Raw genomic sequence first — 14,999 nt, forward strand, 5'->3', positions numbered from 1 at the left:
GTCAGGCGTTCTGCGCCTCCTGCTCGCGCTTGATCTCCAGGGCGATGTCGATGAGTTGGTCCTCTTGGCCGCCGATGAGTTTGCGTTGGCCGGCGCGGTGCAGCAGCTGGTGTGCGGGTACGCCGTAGCGTTCGGACTGGCGGATGGCGTGCTTGAGGAAGCTGGAGTACACCCCGGAGTAGCCCATGATCAGGGCGTTGCGGTCGAGCAGGCACTCGGCCGGCATCGCGGGCGCGACGACCTCTTCGGCGGCATCGGCGATATCGAAGAAGTCGATCCCGGTCTTCACGCCGATCTTGTCGAACACCCCGATCAACGCCTCCACCGGCGCGTTACCGGCACCGGCACCGAAACGGCGGCACGACCCGTCGATCTGCTTGGCCCCGGCCCGCACGGCCTCAATGCTGTTGGCGACCCCGAGCCCGAGGTTCTCATGCCCATGGAAACCGACCTGCGCATCATCACCGAGTTCGGCCACCAGGGCACTTACCCGATCGGAGACCTGGTCGAGGACCAATGCACCCGCCGAATCCACCACGTACACACACTGACAACCCGCATCGGCCATGATGCGGGCCTGGGCGGCCAGCTTCTCCGGGGAGATGGTGTGGCTCATCATCAGAAACCCGACGGTCTCCAGCCCGAGTTCGCGGGCCAGCCCGAAATGCTGAATCGACACGTCGGCCTCGGTGCAGTGGGTGGCGATCCGGCAGATCTCCCCACCGTTGTTCTGCGCCTCCTTGATGTCCTCCTTGGTGCCCACCCCCGGCAGCATCAAAAAGGCGATCTTGGCGTCCTTGGCGGTCTGCGCCGCGAGCTTGATCAACTCCTGCTCAGGGGTTTTGGAGAAGCCATAGTTGAACGACGAGCCACCCAGGCCGTCACCGTGGGTCACCTCGATGACCGGCACCCCCGCGGTATCCAACGCGGCAACGATGGAACGCACCTCATCGGCGGAGAACTGATGGCGCTTGTGGTGGGACCCGTCGCGCAACGACGTGTCGGTCATCCGCACGTCCCACACCGGGTTGAAGAAAATGTCACTCATGCCTGTGCTCCCGCTCCGACGCGTTCCTTGGCGATTTCCTCGCCGACCTTGGTCGCCGCCGCGGTCATGATGTCCAGATTCCCCGCATACGGCGGCAGGTAGTCCCCGGCACCCTCGACCTCGACGAACGTGGTCACCACATGCTGGCCGCCGTTGACCACCGACGGCTCATCGAACTGCGGCTCGTTGAGCAGCCGATACCCGGGCACATACGTCTGCACCTCGGCGACCACCTCCTTGATCGAGGCGGTGATCGCGTCGTGGTCAGCATCCTCGGGAATCGCGCAGAAAATGGTGTCACGCATGATCATCGGCGGCTCGGCCGGATTCAAGATGATGATCGCCTTACCGCGCGCCGCCCCGCCGATATCGCGCACCCCGGCGCTGGTGGTCTTGGTGAACTCATCGATATTCGCGCGCGTGCCCGGCCCCGCCGACGCAGAAGACACCGACGCCACGATCTCGGCATACGGCACATCCACCACGCGACTGACTGCGTACACCATCGGGATCGTCGCCTGCCCGCCGCAGGTCACCATGTTCACATTCGGCGCATCCAGATGCGCGCGCAGATTCGCCGGCGGGATCACCCCCGGCCCCACCGCGGCCGGGGTCAGATCGATCGCGGTGATCCCGGCCTCGGCATACCGCGGCGCGGCATCACGATGCACATAGGCACTGGTCGCCTCGAACACCACATCGGGCAGCTGCGACTGATTCAGCAGCCAGTCCACACCCTCATGGGAGGTCTCCAACCCCAGCTTGCGCGCCCGGGCCAACCCCTCGGATTCCGGGTCGATCCCGATCATCCACCGAGGCTCCAGCCAGTCCGAGCGCAACAACTTGTACAACAGGTCGGTGCTGATATTGCCCGACCCGACAATGGCAACAGAAAGTTTCTCGGCCATACCAGGCTCCTACTCGAAAGAAAGACGGACCGAACCTAGCCCGTCGAACTCAGCTACGAAATCGTCACCCGGGGCTGCATCTATCGCACGCATGCACGCACCGGGCAACACGATGTCCCCCGCACGCAACCGCACCCCGAACTGATCGACCTTGCGCGCCAACCACGCCACCGACGTCACCGGATTACCCAACACCGCATCACTGCGGCCTTCGGCGACCTGCTCACCGTTGCGCCGCAGCACCGCGTTGATGTTCTTGATGTCTATATCCTTGGGCGACACCCGCTCCCGCCCCAACACCCACCCCGCCGAGGACGCATTGTCGGCGATCGTGTCGCACAACTTGATCTTCCAATCGGTGATCCGGGTATCGATCAACTCGATCGAGGGCGCATACGCCGCCGTCGCGGCCAACACGTCATCTTCGGTGCACCCCGCCCCAGGCAGATCATCGGCCAAGATGAACCCCACCTCGACCTCCACCCGCGGATACAAAAACCGTCCCGCCGTCACCGGCTTGTCCTCGAAAACCTCCATATCGGCCAGCAGATGACCGTAATCGGGCTCATCGACACCCATCATCTTCTGCATCGCCTCCGAGGACAGACCCACCTTGTGGCCCACCACCCGAGCACCCTCAGCCACCCGCTGACGAATGTTGATCAACTGGATCTCATAGGCATCCACCACATCGATGTCGGGATACCGATCTGTCAACGGCGTGGTCGCAACCCTGCTGCGCTCGGCCTGAGCCAGGTCGGCCGCGAGTTCGTCGCGGACCTCGTCACTAAGCATGCTGGTGAATTCCCCTCATAAGCTTATTAAGCCTCCGACCGGCACAGTTGCTGGCCTGTTGTCGAAAGGCACCGCAATTCTATAACGTGTTCTACATGACTGGACAGGTGTACGACGTCATCGTGGTCGGCAGCGGCGCCGCCGGCATGGTCGCCGCCCTAACCGCTGCTCACCAGGGTCTCTCGACAGTAGTCGTTGAGAAGGCGGCGCACTATGGCGGTTCGACGGCGCGTTCCGGCGGCGGCGTGTGGATCCCGAACAACGAGGTCCTCAAACGCGACGGGGTCAAGGACACGGCCGCCGAGGCGCGGAAGTACCTGCACGCCATCATCGGCGACGTGGTTCCCGCGGAAAAGATCGACACCTACCTGGACCGCAGTCCGGAGATGCTGTCGTTCGTGCTCAAGAACTCCCCGCTGAAGCTGGGCTGGGTGCCCGGGTACTCCGACTACTACCCCGAGACCCCGGGCGGCAAGGCCACCGGCCGATCGGTGGAACCCAAGCCGTTCAATGCCAAGAAGCTCGGGCCCGACGAAAAGGGCCTGGAGCCGCCCTATGGCAAGGTGCCGCTGAACATGGTGGTGCTACAGCAGGACTACGTTCGGCTCAACCAGCTCAAGCGCCACCCGCGCGGTGTGCTGCGCAGCATCAAGGTTGGCGTGCGTTCGGTGTGGGCCAACGCCACCGGCAAGAACCTGGTCGGCATGGGCCGCGCGCTCATCGCACCGCTGCGCATCGGCCTGCAGAAGGCCGGGGTGCCGGTGCTGCTGAACACCGCGCTGACCGACCTGTATGTCGAGGACGGTGTGGTGCGCGGCATCTACGTGGTCGCATCCGGTGACTCTGCGGGTGCCGAGCCGACGCTGATCCGGGCCCGCAAGGGCGTGATCCTGGGCTCCGGTGGCTTCGAACACAATCAGGAGATGCGCACCAAGTACCAGCGCCAGCCCATCACCACCGAATGGACCGTCGGTGCGGCCGCCAACACCGGCGACGGCATCCTGGCCGCTGAGAAACTCGGCGCCGCACTGGAACTGATGGAGGATTCCTGGTGGGGGCCGACGGTCCCGTTGGTCGACGCACCGTGGTTCGCCCTGTCGGAGCGCAACTCGCCCGGTTCGATCATCGTGAACATGGCCGCCAAGCGATTCATGAACGAATCGATGCCCTATGTGGAGGCCTGCCACCACATGTACGGCGGTGAGTACGGCCAAGGGCCGGGTCCGGGTGAGAACGTCCCGGCCTGGCTGGTCTTCGACCAGCAGTACCGCGACCGCTACATTTTCGCCGGATTGCAGCCCGGACAACGCATCCCGAAGAAGTGGCTGGAATCCGGCGTGGTCGTCAAGGCCGACAGCCTCACCGAGCTCGCCGAGAAGACCGGTCTGGCCGCCGATGCCCTGCAGGCCACCGTCGAGCGGTTCAACGGTTTCGCCCGCTCGGGCATCGACGAGGACTTCCATCGCGGTGAGAGTGCCTATGACCGTTACTACGGAGACCCGACCAACAAGCCGAACCCGAACCTCGGGGAGATCAAGCACGGGCCGTTCTACGCGGCGAAGATGGTGCCGGGTGATCTCGGCACCAAGGGCGGTATCCGCACCGACGTGCACGGCCGCGCGCTGCGCGATGACAACTCCGTGATCGAAGGTCTCTACGCCGCAGGTAATGTCAGCTCGCCGGTGATGGGCCACACCTATCCCGGTCCGGGTGGGACCATCGGCCCGGCCATGACCTTCGGTTACCTCGCCGCCCTTCATCTGGCTGGAAAGGCCTGATATGCCCATCGACGTCGAAAAGGCGCTCGCCGCCGACCTGGATCCCATCGAATTCTCTTGGAACAGCAGCGATATCCAGCTGTACCACCTCGGCCTGGGCGCCGGCGCGGACCCGATGGACGAGCGCGAACTGCGTTATCTCACCGACAACACCCCGCAGGTGCTGCCGACCTTCGGCAATGTCGCGGTCAGCTTCCACATGACCGAGGCGCCGACGGTGCAGTTCCCAGGTATCGACATCGAGTTGTCGAAGGTATTGCACGCCAGCGAGGGTGTGACGGTCCCGGGCCCGATCCCGACCAGCGGCAAGGGTTTCTCCAAGCAGCGGTTCACCGAGATCTGGGACAAGGGCAAGGCGGCCGTGATCGTCAGCGAGTCCACGGTCACCGATGAGTCGGGCACCGTGCTGTGGACGACGAGGCGCTCCATTTTCGCCCGCGGCGAGGGCGGTTTCGGCGGTGAGCGCGGCCCGTCCACCTCCGTGGAACTGCCAGATCGCGCGCCGGACGCCGAGATCGCCCTGCCGACGCTGCCGCAGCAGGCGCTGCTGTACCGGTTGTGTGGTGACCGCAACCCACTGCATTCCGATCCCGGCTTCGCCAAGGCCGCCGGGTTCGACCGACCCATCCTGCACGGGCTGTGCACCTATGGCATCGGCGCCAAGGCCATCGTGGACCACTTCCTCGATGCCGACGTCTCACAGGTCAAGAGCTACGGTGCCCGGTTCGCCGGCACCGTGATCCCCGGTGAGACCCTGCAGGCCAACATTTGGCACCAGGACGGCAAGTTCATCGGGACGCTGACCGCACCGAGCCGGGACAACACCGTGGTGCTGTCCGGGGTGGAGCTGGTCCCGGCTTGATCGATCCTCCGGGCGGGCTAGACCTGCCGGGACAGGTCCTCGCCGCCGGTGGTCGGACGCGAGGGACCGTGCGGCGCGATGGGTGCGGGTCCAGCGGTCGACCCTCCTTCACTCGGCCCGGCCGCCGCTGACTCCCGCGAGTCCAGCTGCACTTCGCGCTGATCCTGCTGCTGCTCGCGGGCGTTCTGACCGGCTTCGCGCTGGTCCTGCTTGTTCTCGCGCTCATCTTGCTGCGCATCGCGCTGATTCTGTTGCGCCTCACGCTGCTCCGGTGTCGGCGCGCCCGGCGCGCCCGGCGGCGGACCACCGGCGGGACCGCCCGGTCCCTGGCTCTGTTGGTTCTGCTGGGCGGCCTGGGTGCCCTGTTGAACCGCACCCTGGGCGGCCTGCATGGCCTGCTGCATCAGCTGGCCGAAGCCTCCGCCGCCGCCCTGGCCGCCGCCTCCGCCGCCACCGCCGAGGCTGCTCGCGGCCTGTTGTGGCATCTGCGCCAGTTGACCCAGTTGGCCGGTGAGCTGTCCGAGCATGCCACCCACCTGGCCCACCGACTGGCCACCCGATTCATCTCCGGTGTGGTAGGCCGCCTGTGCGGCACCGACCTTGCCCGAGAAGGTGTTCTCCTTGGCTGCCAGTGCGGTCACGTTCGCCGTCATCGACGCCTCCAGCGTCGGCAGCACCGAGGCGATGGTCATGCTCATGGCATCCGCCCCGGGCGGGATCACCGGCATGGGTGGCAATTCGACCGATGCGGCATTCCAGCTGATGCCTTCAGGTTTACGTAGCGGACTGCTCATGGCGGTTCACCAATCCTCGTCGACGTCATCTTCGGCCAGGTCATAATCCAGCGACTCGGGTAACGCCAGACCGGATTTCGTGCCACCACTGCTGCCGCGCTGACCCATCATCGGCGCACCCATACCGCCCATACCGCCACCGGCGGCCACCGGTGCCAGTCCGCCAATCGCCCCGGCTCCCGCGTTGGCGCCCGATGGCGCCACCGACACCGGTGGCGTGCCCACCAAACTGGCCATGAGCGGTGACTGCGCAGATCCGCCACCGCCGCCGGGCAACGACGCGGCCCGCATCATGCCCGCACCGGCCGCGGCACCGCCACCGCCGGCGAGCGGGTGGTTGGAGAATGCCGAGAACGGCGAGATACCGCCGGCGCCCATCCCGCCGCCGCTGCCGCCGCCCAGCATCGAGGTGAGTTGTTGCAGCGGTTGTCCGACGGTCTGCATGAGCTGCTGCGGCGCCTGGGTCACCTGCCCCATCGCCTGGCCCAGCATCTGCGGCAGCTGCCCGACCAAACCCGCCAGCTGACCCATCATCTGCATGGCCTGGCTGGGGTCGGCCTGAGCGACCTGCTGCGGACCGACGGCGGGCGACCCCGGTGACGGAGTGCTGGCCGGGGCGCCGATGGTGTTGGCCATCGAGGACGCACTGGCGGTGACGGCAGCGGTGTTCTGCGACAGCCCCATCATGATGCGACTCTGCACCAGTTCCTGGGTGTTGCTGAACGGCATCGACTGGATCGCCATGCATTCGGCCTGGGTTTCCTGGGCGACGATATTGGCCATCGTCTTGGCCTGGATGACGGCGGCCTCCATGGTGCGCAGTTTGGCCGCGATGGCCGCGGCCTGAGCGGCATTGGCCTCATGGCCGCCGATGATGGTGCTGGCCTCGCCGGCCGCCGCCATCGACGCGCCGCCCTCCCACTCGCCGGTCATCTTCATCAACTGGCCCTGCTGTTGCGGCACGACGGTGCCGCCGATCTTGGCAGCCAACGCCTCGTACTGCGCCGCGGCCGCTGCCAGCGCATTCTCGTCGACGTTCGGCCAACCCGGACCGGTGACCGTTTGCCCCCCGTATGGGCTCACATCAGGCTGGATCCCCATGACGACGAGATTACCGCGCTCCGGGCCAACCCCCACGCACTAAAATCAGCCCAGGATCAGGCCCGACGTCGGCACGCCGGTACCCGCCGTGACCAGCACGTGTTCCACATTGTCGACCTGGTTGACCGAGGTCCCGCGCAGCTGACGCACGCCCTCGGCGATGCCGTTCATCCCGTGGATGTAGGCCTCGCCGAGCTGGCCGCCGTGGGTGTTGATGGGCAGCCGCCCGCCGATCTCGATGGCCCCGCCGGCGATGAAGTCCTTGGCCTCGCCCTTACCGCAGAAGCCCAGCTCCTCGAGCTGGATCAGCGTGTACGGGGTGAAGTGGTCGTACAGGATCGCGGTCTGGATGTCATCGGGCGACAGACCGCTCTGCTCCCACAGTTGGCGGCCGACCAGCCCCATCTCGGGCAGCCCGAGTTCCTCGCGGTAGTAGGAGTACATGGTGAACTGGTCGGTCCCCGCGCCCTGGGCGGCCGCCTCGATGATCGCCGGGCGGTGCTTGAGATCCCTCGCCCGCTCCGGGGTGGTCACCACGATGGCCACACCGCCGTCACTCTCCTGGCAGCAGTCCAAAAGGCGCAGCGGCTCGGCGATCCACCGGGAGCTCTGGTGATCATCGATGGTGATCGGCTTGCCGTAGAAGAAGGCCTTGGGGTTGGTGGCGGCGTGCTTGCGGTCGGCAACCGACACCGCACCGAAATCGGCACTGGTGGCGCCATACTCGTGCATATAGCGTTGCGCGATCATCGCCACGGACGCGGCCGGGGTGCTCAACCCGTGCGGGTATGACCAGCTGTACTCCACCCCGCGGGAATCAGCGTTGACGGTGAGGCCGCTCATCACCTGACCGAACCGGAACTCCGAGCGTTCGTTGAAGGCCCGGTAGGCCACCACGACCTCGGCGACCCCGGTGGCCACCGCCAGCGCGGCCTGCTGCACCGTGGCCGCCGCGGCACCGCCGCCATAACCGATCTGGCTGAAGAACTTCAGGTCACCGATCCCGGTCGACCGCGCGACGGCGGTCTCCAGGTTGGAGTCCATGGTAAAGGTGACCAGACCGTCGACATCCGCGGGTGTGAGCCCGGCGTCGTCGAGCGCGTCGAGCACCGCCTCGGCTGCGAGTCGGAGTTCGGAACGGCCGGAGTTCTTCGAGAAGTCCGTGGCGCCGATGCCGGCGATCGCGGCTTTACCGGAGAGTGTCACTTGTCCCCCATGGTGAGCGTCGAGGTGGCGATGACATGGTTGCCCAAGCTGTTGGCGCCCACCACTTTCAGGGTCACCAGGTCACCGTCGATCTCGGTGACCTCACCGCTGAAGGTGATGGTGTCGTAGGCGTACCACGGCACCCCGAGACGCAGCTTGATCGACTTGATGCGGGCAGCGGACCCGGCCCAGTCGGTGACATAGCGCCCCACCAGACCGGTGTCGGTCAAGATGTTGACGAAGATGTCCTTGGAACCCTTGGCCTGCGCCTTGTCCCGGTCGTGGTGCACGTCCTGGTAGTCGCGGGTGGCGATGGCGGTCGAGACGATGAACGTCGGGTCGCCGTAGATCTTGAGTTCCGGCAGTTTGGTGCCGATCTCCACCGTCATCGTCATGCTTGCGGCTCCCATGCGTACAACGTCCAAGCCGGGCTGATCTCGCTGTCAGGAAAGTCGATATACGTAGCGGTGACCGGCATTCCGATCTTGACCTGCTCAGCGTCGACGCCGCGCAGCTCACCCAGCATGCGCACGCCTTCTTCCAGCTCGACCAGCGCGATGACGAATGGCAGCGTGCGGCCCGGGACCTGCGGCGCGTGGTGTACGACGTAGCTGAACACCGTGCCCCTCCCGGAGGAGACGAGATAGTCGGCAGGCGAATCCTTGTCGGCCCACACGGCGGGCACCGGCGGGTGCTGCAGGGTGCCGTCGGGACGACGCTGGATGCGCAACTCGTGTGCGTTGACACCGTCCCAGAAGAACTTCGTGTCGCGCGAGGACGACGGCCGCATCAGCTTGTCCGGGTCGAGATCCTCGGGGATATCGGCCGTTTCGGCCTTCGCCGCGTTGGCCGCAGGCAGGAACTTCATGATGCGCCAGTCCATGTCGGCGACTTCCTCGTCACCCACGTGCCAGCGGATCTTTTGGTTGATGAAATACCCCTCGCCGAGGGCGGTCTGCTTCGGTCCGACGATGCCGACGATCTCGGCGCTCATCACGACCTGCTCACCGGGCTGCAGATACCGGTGATAGGTCTGATCACAGTTGGTGGCGACCACACCGACATACCCGGCGTCGTCGAACATCTTCATCGCCCGCCCCAGCGGATCATCGTCGGAGCGGGTGCGTCCCAACCCCATCATGGTCCACACCTGGATCATCGCCGGCGGGGCGACGATACCGTCGTGGCCGGCGGCCTTTGCCGCGTCCTCGTCGACGTAGATCGGGTTCGTGTCGCCGATGGCATCCACCCAATGGTGGATCATCGGCTGGTTCACCGGATCCCGCGCCACCGTGGGCTGACTGGTACCCGACGACAGGATCTGCTCGATGCCCTGCTGTAGATCGCTCATCTGTGCCCTCTGCTCTTCGCGCAAGCGCTCATCGCGGGACCCTCGGCACCTTGAGACCGGCCGCGGCGATCATCTCGCGCATCACCTCGTTGACACCGCCGCCGAAGGTGATGACCAGATTGCGCTTGGTCATCTTGTCCAGCCAATCCAGCAGCCTGGCGGTATGCGGGTCCGCCGGATTGCCGTAACGCCCGACCACCTCCTCGGCCAGCCGGCCGACCTCCTGGATGCGTTCGGTGGAAAAGACTTTCGTCGCGGCTGCATCGGCGACGGCGATGGTCTCCCCGGACGCCGCGACCTGCCAGTTGAGCAGTTCGTTGACGCGCCAGATCGACTTGATCTGGCCGAGCAACCGACACGCGCCCTCCTGCTCGACGGGTACCACGCCGTCCGATCCGGGCGTGGACGCCCACTCGTAGACCTCGTCGTAGATACCGGCGATGCGCCCCGCCGGGCCCAGACCCACCCGCTCGTGGTTGAGCTGGGTGGTGATCAGCTTCCAGCCACCGTGCTCCTCACCGACCAGCATGTCGGCCGGTACCCGCACATCGTTGTAGTACGAGGCGTTGGTGTGGTGCGCGCCGTCGCTCAGGATGATCGGCGTCCAGGAGTAACCGGGGTCCTTGGTGTCGACGATCAGGATCGAGATGCCCTTGTGCTTGGCGGCTTCCGGATCGGTGCGACAGGCCAGCCAGATGTAGTCGGCGTCATGGGCGCCGGTGGTCCACATCTTCTGGCCGTTGACGATGTACTCGTCACCGTGGCGGACCGCGGTGGTGCGCAGTGCGGCGAGGTCGGTGCCGGCCTCCGGCTCGGAGTACCCGATAGCGAAATGCACCTCGCCGGAGAGGATTCCGGGGAGGAACTTCTTCTTCTGCGCCTCGGTGCCGTGCACCTGCAGGGTGGGACCCACCGTCTGCAGCGTCACCATCGGCAACGGGATATCGGCGCGATTGGCCTCATTGATGAAGATCTGCTGCTCGATGGGGCCGAAGCCGAGGCCGCCGTACTCCTTGGGCCAGCCCACACCGAGCTTGCCGTCGCTGCCCATCCGTTTGATCACCGTGCGGTAGGTCTCGTTGTGCCGATCGGACTCCATCGCCGCGGCCTCTTCGGGGGTGACCAGCGTCGAGAAGTACTCGCGCAGTTCGTCCTGCAGCTTGCGCTGTTCTGGCGTCAGTTCGATGTACATCAGGCTCCTACCAGATCAAGCCGATACGAGGGACCGCCGAGCAACCGGGTCAGGTCCTTGATCGATGAGAAGTAACGGTCCATCGGGTAGGTGATGTCCATACCCATACCGCCGTGCAGGTGGTGGCACAGCCGCATCGCCGGTGGGGCCTGCGAGCTCACCCAGTATCCGAGCAGAGCCAGATCGTCGTCGGCGTCGAGCCCCTCGGTGAGCCGATAGACCACCGACGTCGACACCAGGGCGATGGTGCGCGACGCGATGTAGATCTCCGACAGCTGCGCGGCGACGGTCTGGAAGGTCGACAGCGGGCGGCCGAACTGCTCGCGGGTCGCGACATAATCGGCGGTCAGCCGCAACGCACCGGCGACCAGGCCGGCGGCGAACGCACCGATGCCTGCGAGCGCCAACTGGTTGACCCGGTGCGTCGTCGCGCCGTCGAGCACGCCATCGACCTGCGCCCCGTCGAACACCACCACATACTCATCGGTGCCGTTGGCGGCCGGCGTCTTGGTCAGCGTCACCCCCGCGGCCGTCGGCGCGATCACCGCAACCCCGCCGGCCGCGGTCACCAGTAGCCACTTCGCGGTTTCGGCATAAGGCACACCGGTTTTGGTGCCGGTCAGCTTGCCGTCGGAAAGCGTCACCGAGGGGTTCTCCGGCAGCGAGACACCGGGTTCGTTGAGCGCGGCGCTGAGCACAGCGCCCTTGGCGACCTCGGCGAGGTAACGATCCTGCTGTGCTTCGGAGGCCAGCTCGAGCAGGGGCAGCAATCCCAAGCCGAGGGTGGCCAGCGCCGCCCCGGTGGTGCCGTGCCGCCCGATCTCGGTCAGCGCGGTGGTGACCTCGGGCAGTCCGAGTCCATCGCCACCGAGGCGCTCCGGCACGGCCAAGGCGGCCACACCGCCGGAAACCAGTGCGTCCCAACTGTTGTCCCGCTCCAGCACCGAGGTCACCACATCGGCGACGGCCTGCTGCTCAGCGTTCGGCGTGAAATCCACCCGCGTGCCCCTAGCTTGCCGACGCGCCGGTGTAGTCGACCTGCCAGTGCTTGATCCCGTTGAGCCAACCGGACTTCAGGCGCTCGGGTTCACCGATCGGTTTGATGTCCGGCATCACATCGGCGATGGCGTTGAAGATCAGATTGATGGTCATCCGGGCCAGGTTGGCGCCGATGCAGTAGTGCGCACCGGTGCCACCGAACCCGACATGCGGGTTCGGGTCGCGCAGGATGTTGAACTCGTGCGGGTTCTCGAAGGCCTCCTCGTCGAAGTTGGCCGAGCGGTAGGACATCACCACCCGCTCACCCTTCTTGATCTTCACGCCGTTGAGTTCGGTGTCCTCCAGCGCGGTGCGCTGGAACGCCGACACCGGTGTGGCCCAACGGATGATCTCGTCGGCCGCGGTACCGGGCCGCTCCTTCTTGTACAGCTCCCACTGATCGGGGTGCTGCGCGAACGCGATCATGCCGTGTGTGGTCGAGTTGCGGGTGGTCTCATTGCCGGCGACCGCCAGCATGACGACGAAGAAGCCGAACTCGTCGTCGGAGAGCTTCTCACCGTCGATATCGGCCTCGATCAGCTTCGTCACGATGTCCTCGGTCGGGTTCTTCGACCGTTCCTCGGCCATCTTCATGGCGTAGGTGATGAGCTCGAACGAGGACATCGCCGGATCGATATCGGCGTACTCGGGGTCTTCCCCGGCGGTCATCTCGTTGGACCACCGGAACAGCTTGTCGCGATCCTCCTGCGGCACACCGAGCAGCTCGGCGATGGCCTGCAGCGGCAGCTCGCTGGCGACCTGCTCGACGAAGTCACCGACCCCGTCGGCGGCGGCGGTTTCCGCAATGTTGCGAGCGCGGTTGCGCAGTTCGTCTTCGAGCCGACCCACCGCGCGCGGGGTGAAACCGCGGGAGATGATCTTGCGCAGCCGGGTGTGCTGCGGGGCGTCCATGTTCAGCAGCACGGCCTTCTGCAGGTCGATGGCGTCGCGCTGCATTTCCTGCGGCCAGACCGGGATGGCACCGTCGGGCGAGCTGCCGAACACATCGCTGCGCTTGGACACCTCTTTGACGTCGGCGTGCTTGGTGACGATCCAGTAGCCCTTGTCGCCGAAGCCGCCGGTGCCACCGGGCACGTCGACCCAGTGGATGGGCTCGGCGCGACGAATCTCTGCCAGTTCCTCGACGGGGAGGCGTTCGAGGTTCAGACTGGCGTCCAGCGGGTCGAAGCCTTCGGGCAGGTTGGGGCTGGCCATGCGGAGATCTCCTTGCTCAAATCGGGGCATGTCTGCTGGCGACTACGGATACCGAGACAATTCCTTCTAGTGCCACTTGCGAACCATTGAAACATGCCTTCACCGCAGATAAAAGGCGCGGCAGCATCGTCGCTTGTCAGAGTAATGAAACGTGTTCTAGCCTGACAAGCATGGGTAATCCTGTCATCGTCGAAGCCACCCGCAGCCCGATCGGCAAGCGCAACGGCTGGCTGTCCGGCCTGCACGCCACCGAGTTGATGGGGGCCGTCCAGAAGGCTCTCGTCGAGAAGGCCGGCATCGAAGCCGGAGATGTGGAGCAGCTCATCGGCGGCTGCGTCACCCAGTTCGGCGAGCAGTCCAACAACATCACCCGCGTCGGCTGGTTGACCGCGGGTCTGCCCGAGCATGTCGGCGCCACCACCATCGACTGCCAGTGCGGCAGCGCCCAGCAGGCCAACCATCTGGTCGCTGGGCTGATCGCCACCGGCGCCATCGACATCGGCATCGCCTGCGGTATCGAGGCCATGAGCCGGGTGGGCCTGGGCGCCAACGCCGGTCCCGACCGCAGCATCATCCGCGCCTCGTCGTGGGACATCGACATGCCGAACCAGTTCGAGGCCGCCGAGCGGATCGCCAAGCGCCGCGGCATCACCCGCGCCGATCTGGACGCCTTCGGGCTGGCTTCGCAGGCCAAGGCCAAGCGCGCCTGGGATGAAGGGCGATTCGACCGCGAGATCTCCCCGATCTCGGCGCCGGTCCTCGACGAGAACAAGCGGCCGACCGACGAATGGGCGCCGGTCACCCGTGACCAGGGCCTACGGGACACCACCGCCGAGGGTCTCGCCTCGCTCAAGCCGGTGATGGACGGCGCCCTGCACACCGCGGGCACGTCCTCGCAGATCTCCGATGGCGCGGCCGCGGTGCTGTGGATGGACGAGGACAAGGCGAAGGCGCTGGGGCTCAAGCCCCGCGCCCGCATCGTGGCGCAGGCCAACGTGGGGTCGGAGACCTACTACCACCTCGACGGTCCGGTGCAGTCGACGGCGAAGGTGCTGGAGAAGGCGGGGATGAAGATCGGCGACATCGATCTGGTCGAGATCAACGAGGCGTTCGCCTCGGTGGTGCTGTCCTGGGCCCAGGTGCACGGCGCCGACATGGACAAGGTCAACGTCAACGGTGGCGCGATCGCGCTCGGCCACCCCGTCGGCTCCACCGGCGCGCGCCTGATCACCACCGCGCTGCACGAGCTGGAGCGCACCGATCAGAGCACCGCGCTGATCACCATGTGTGCCGGCGGAGCTCTCAGCACGGGCACCATCATCGAGCGGATCTGAGCCTTGGCCTCCGACGCCGAACGCATCGCCGCCGCCCAGGCCTATATCGACGCGCTGTCCAGCCATCGGGCCGACACGGTCCCGTTCCACCCGGACTGCATCCGCATCGAGATGGGGCTCAAGACCGGACGCTCGGGAGAGCATCTGCGCCGCAGCCTGAACAACGGCCCGCAGTTCAAGGTGATCGAGAAGACCACACCACCGAAGTTCACCGTCGACGGCGACCACATCCGCGCCGAGTTCGACGTGCTGACCAAACCGCGCCTTTTCGGGCGGCGGGTGTGCTCGCATGTCGACGAGACCTTCCATATCCCGGTCGACGACCCTCGGATCCACCACATCCGGGCATCGCTGAAGCCGTTCATCAGCCGATAGGG

General features: G+C 66.0%; 15 protein-coding genes. 4 read left to right on the forward strand and 11 right to left on the reverse strand.

What is annotated here, in order from left to right; translation table 11 throughout:
* Position 1: 1 nt before the first annotated feature.
* From dmpG to ACWDUN_RS10390, 3 genes are read right to left on the reverse strand one after another with little or no spacing between them, the layout of a single operon-like run.
* Positions 2–1,048 (reverse strand): 4-hydroxy-2-oxovalerate aldolase, encoded by a 1,047-nt coding sequence (gene dmpG, locus ACWDUN_RS10380; protein ID WP_449928132.1) that lies wholly within the window; start codon positions 1,046–1,048, stop codon positions 2–4.
* Positions 1,045–1,956 (reverse strand): acetaldehyde dehydrogenase (acetylating), encoded by a 912-nt coding sequence (locus ACWDUN_RS10385; RefSeq protein ID WP_449928134.1) that lies wholly within the window; start codon positions 1,954–1,956, stop codon positions 1,045–1,047. The genes dmpG and ACWDUN_RS10385 overlap by 4 nt, the downstream gene beginning before the upstream one ends.
* A gap of 9 nt (positions 1,957–1,965) precedes the next feature.
* Positions 1,966–2,751 carry a 2-keto-4-pentenoate hydratase gene (locus tag ACWDUN_RS10390; protein ID WP_449928136.1) on the reverse strand — a complete coding sequence of 262 codons (786 nt, stop codon included), beginning with the start codon at positions 2,749–2,751 and terminating at the stop codon, positions 1,966–1,968.
* A 95-nt stretch (positions 2,752–2,846) separates the two neighbouring features.
* Here ACWDUN_RS10390 and kstD point away from each other — a divergent pair, with 95 nt between their 5' ends.
* Together kstD and ACWDUN_RS10400 are read left to right on the forward strand one after the other, a co-directional pair.
* On the forward strand, positions 2,847–4,529 hold the full coding sequence (kstD, locus tag ACWDUN_RS10395; protein WP_449928138.1) for a 3-oxosteroid 1-dehydrogenase: 1,683 nt from the start codon (positions 2,847–2,849) through the stop codon (positions 4,527–4,529).
* 1 nt (position 4,530) lies between these two features.
* On the forward strand, positions 4,531–5,391 hold the full coding sequence (locus tag ACWDUN_RS10400) for a MaoC/PaaZ C-terminal domain-containing protein (protein WP_449928140.1): 861 nt from the start codon (positions 4,531–4,533) through the stop codon (positions 5,389–5,391).
* Between the two features lie 17 nt (positions 5,392–5,408).
* On the opposite strand, the gene ACWDUN_RS10405 is transcribed toward ACWDUN_RS10400, so the two are convergent.
* Genes ACWDUN_RS10405 through ACWDUN_RS10440 form a run of 8 tightly spaced genes read right to left on the reverse strand, consistent with a single transcriptional unit; the run spans position 5,409 to position 13,288 of the window.
* A complete protein-coding gene (locus ACWDUN_RS10405) occupies positions 5,409–6,185 on the reverse strand; it encodes a hypothetical protein (RefSeq protein WP_449928142.1) in 777 nt (258 codons plus the stop codon).
* Positions 6,186–6,191: 6 nt separating this feature from the next.
* Positions 6,192–7,286, reverse strand: coding sequence for a hypothetical protein (locus tag ACWDUN_RS10410; protein WP_449928143.1), 1,095 nt, complete (start codon positions 7,284–7,286; stop codon positions 6,192–6,194).
* A 45-nt stretch (positions 7,287–7,331) separates the two neighbouring features.
* A complete protein-coding gene (locus ACWDUN_RS10415; RefSeq protein WP_449928145.1) occupies positions 7,332–8,492 on the reverse strand; it encodes a lipid-transfer protein in 1,161 nt (386 codons plus the stop codon).
* Positions 8,489–8,881: a MaoC family dehydratase gene (locus tag ACWDUN_RS10420; protein WP_449928805.1), complete on the reverse strand. Its 393-nt coding sequence runs from the start codon at positions 8,879–8,881 to the stop codon at positions 8,489–8,491. Before ACWDUN_RS10420 ends, ACWDUN_RS10415 begins: the two co-directional genes overlap by 4 nt.
* Before the next feature lie 2 nt (positions 8,882–8,883).
* Positions 8,884–9,843, reverse strand: a complete 960-nt coding sequence (locus ACWDUN_RS10425) for a bifunctional MaoC family dehydratase N-terminal/OB-fold nucleic acid binding domain-containing protein (RefSeq protein WP_449928147.1) — start codon at positions 9,841–9,843, stop codon at positions 8,884–8,886.
* A 28-nt stretch (positions 9,844–9,871) separates the two neighbouring features.
* A complete protein-coding gene (gene fadE29 / locus ACWDUN_RS10430) occupies positions 9,872–11,035 on the reverse strand; it encodes an acyl-CoA dehydrogenase FadE29 (RefSeq protein ID WP_449928149.1) in 1,164 nt (387 codons plus the stop codon).
* Positions 11,035–12,033, reverse strand: a complete 999-nt coding sequence (locus ACWDUN_RS10435) for an acyl-CoA dehydrogenase family protein (protein ID WP_449928151.1) — start codon at positions 12,031–12,033, stop codon at positions 11,035–11,037. Before ACWDUN_RS10435 ends, fadE29 begins: the two co-directional genes overlap by 1 nt.
* Positions 12,034–12,043: 10 nt before the next feature.
* Positions 12,044–13,288 carry a cytochrome P450 gene (locus tag ACWDUN_RS10440; protein WP_449928153.1) on the reverse strand — a complete coding sequence of 415 codons (1,245 nt, stop codon included), beginning with the start codon at positions 13,286–13,288 and terminating at the stop codon, positions 12,044–12,046.
* A gap of 170 nt (positions 13,289–13,458) precedes the next feature.
* On the opposite strand from ACWDUN_RS10440, the gene ACWDUN_RS10445 reads away from it, so the two are divergent.
* Positions 13,459–14,622, forward strand: coding sequence for a steroid 3-ketoacyl-CoA thiolase (locus tag ACWDUN_RS10445; protein ID WP_449928154.1), 1,164 nt, complete (start codon positions 13,459–13,461; stop codon positions 14,620–14,622).
* 3 nt (positions 14,623–14,625) lie between these two features.
* Positions 14,626–14,997, forward strand: coding sequence for a hypothetical protein (locus ACWDUN_RS10450; protein ID WP_449928156.1), 372 nt, complete (start codon positions 14,626–14,628; stop codon positions 14,995–14,997).
* The last annotated feature ends 2 nt before the right edge of the window (positions 14,998–14,999 follow it).

Source organism: Mycobacterium sp. NPDC003323, assembly GCF_053589535.1.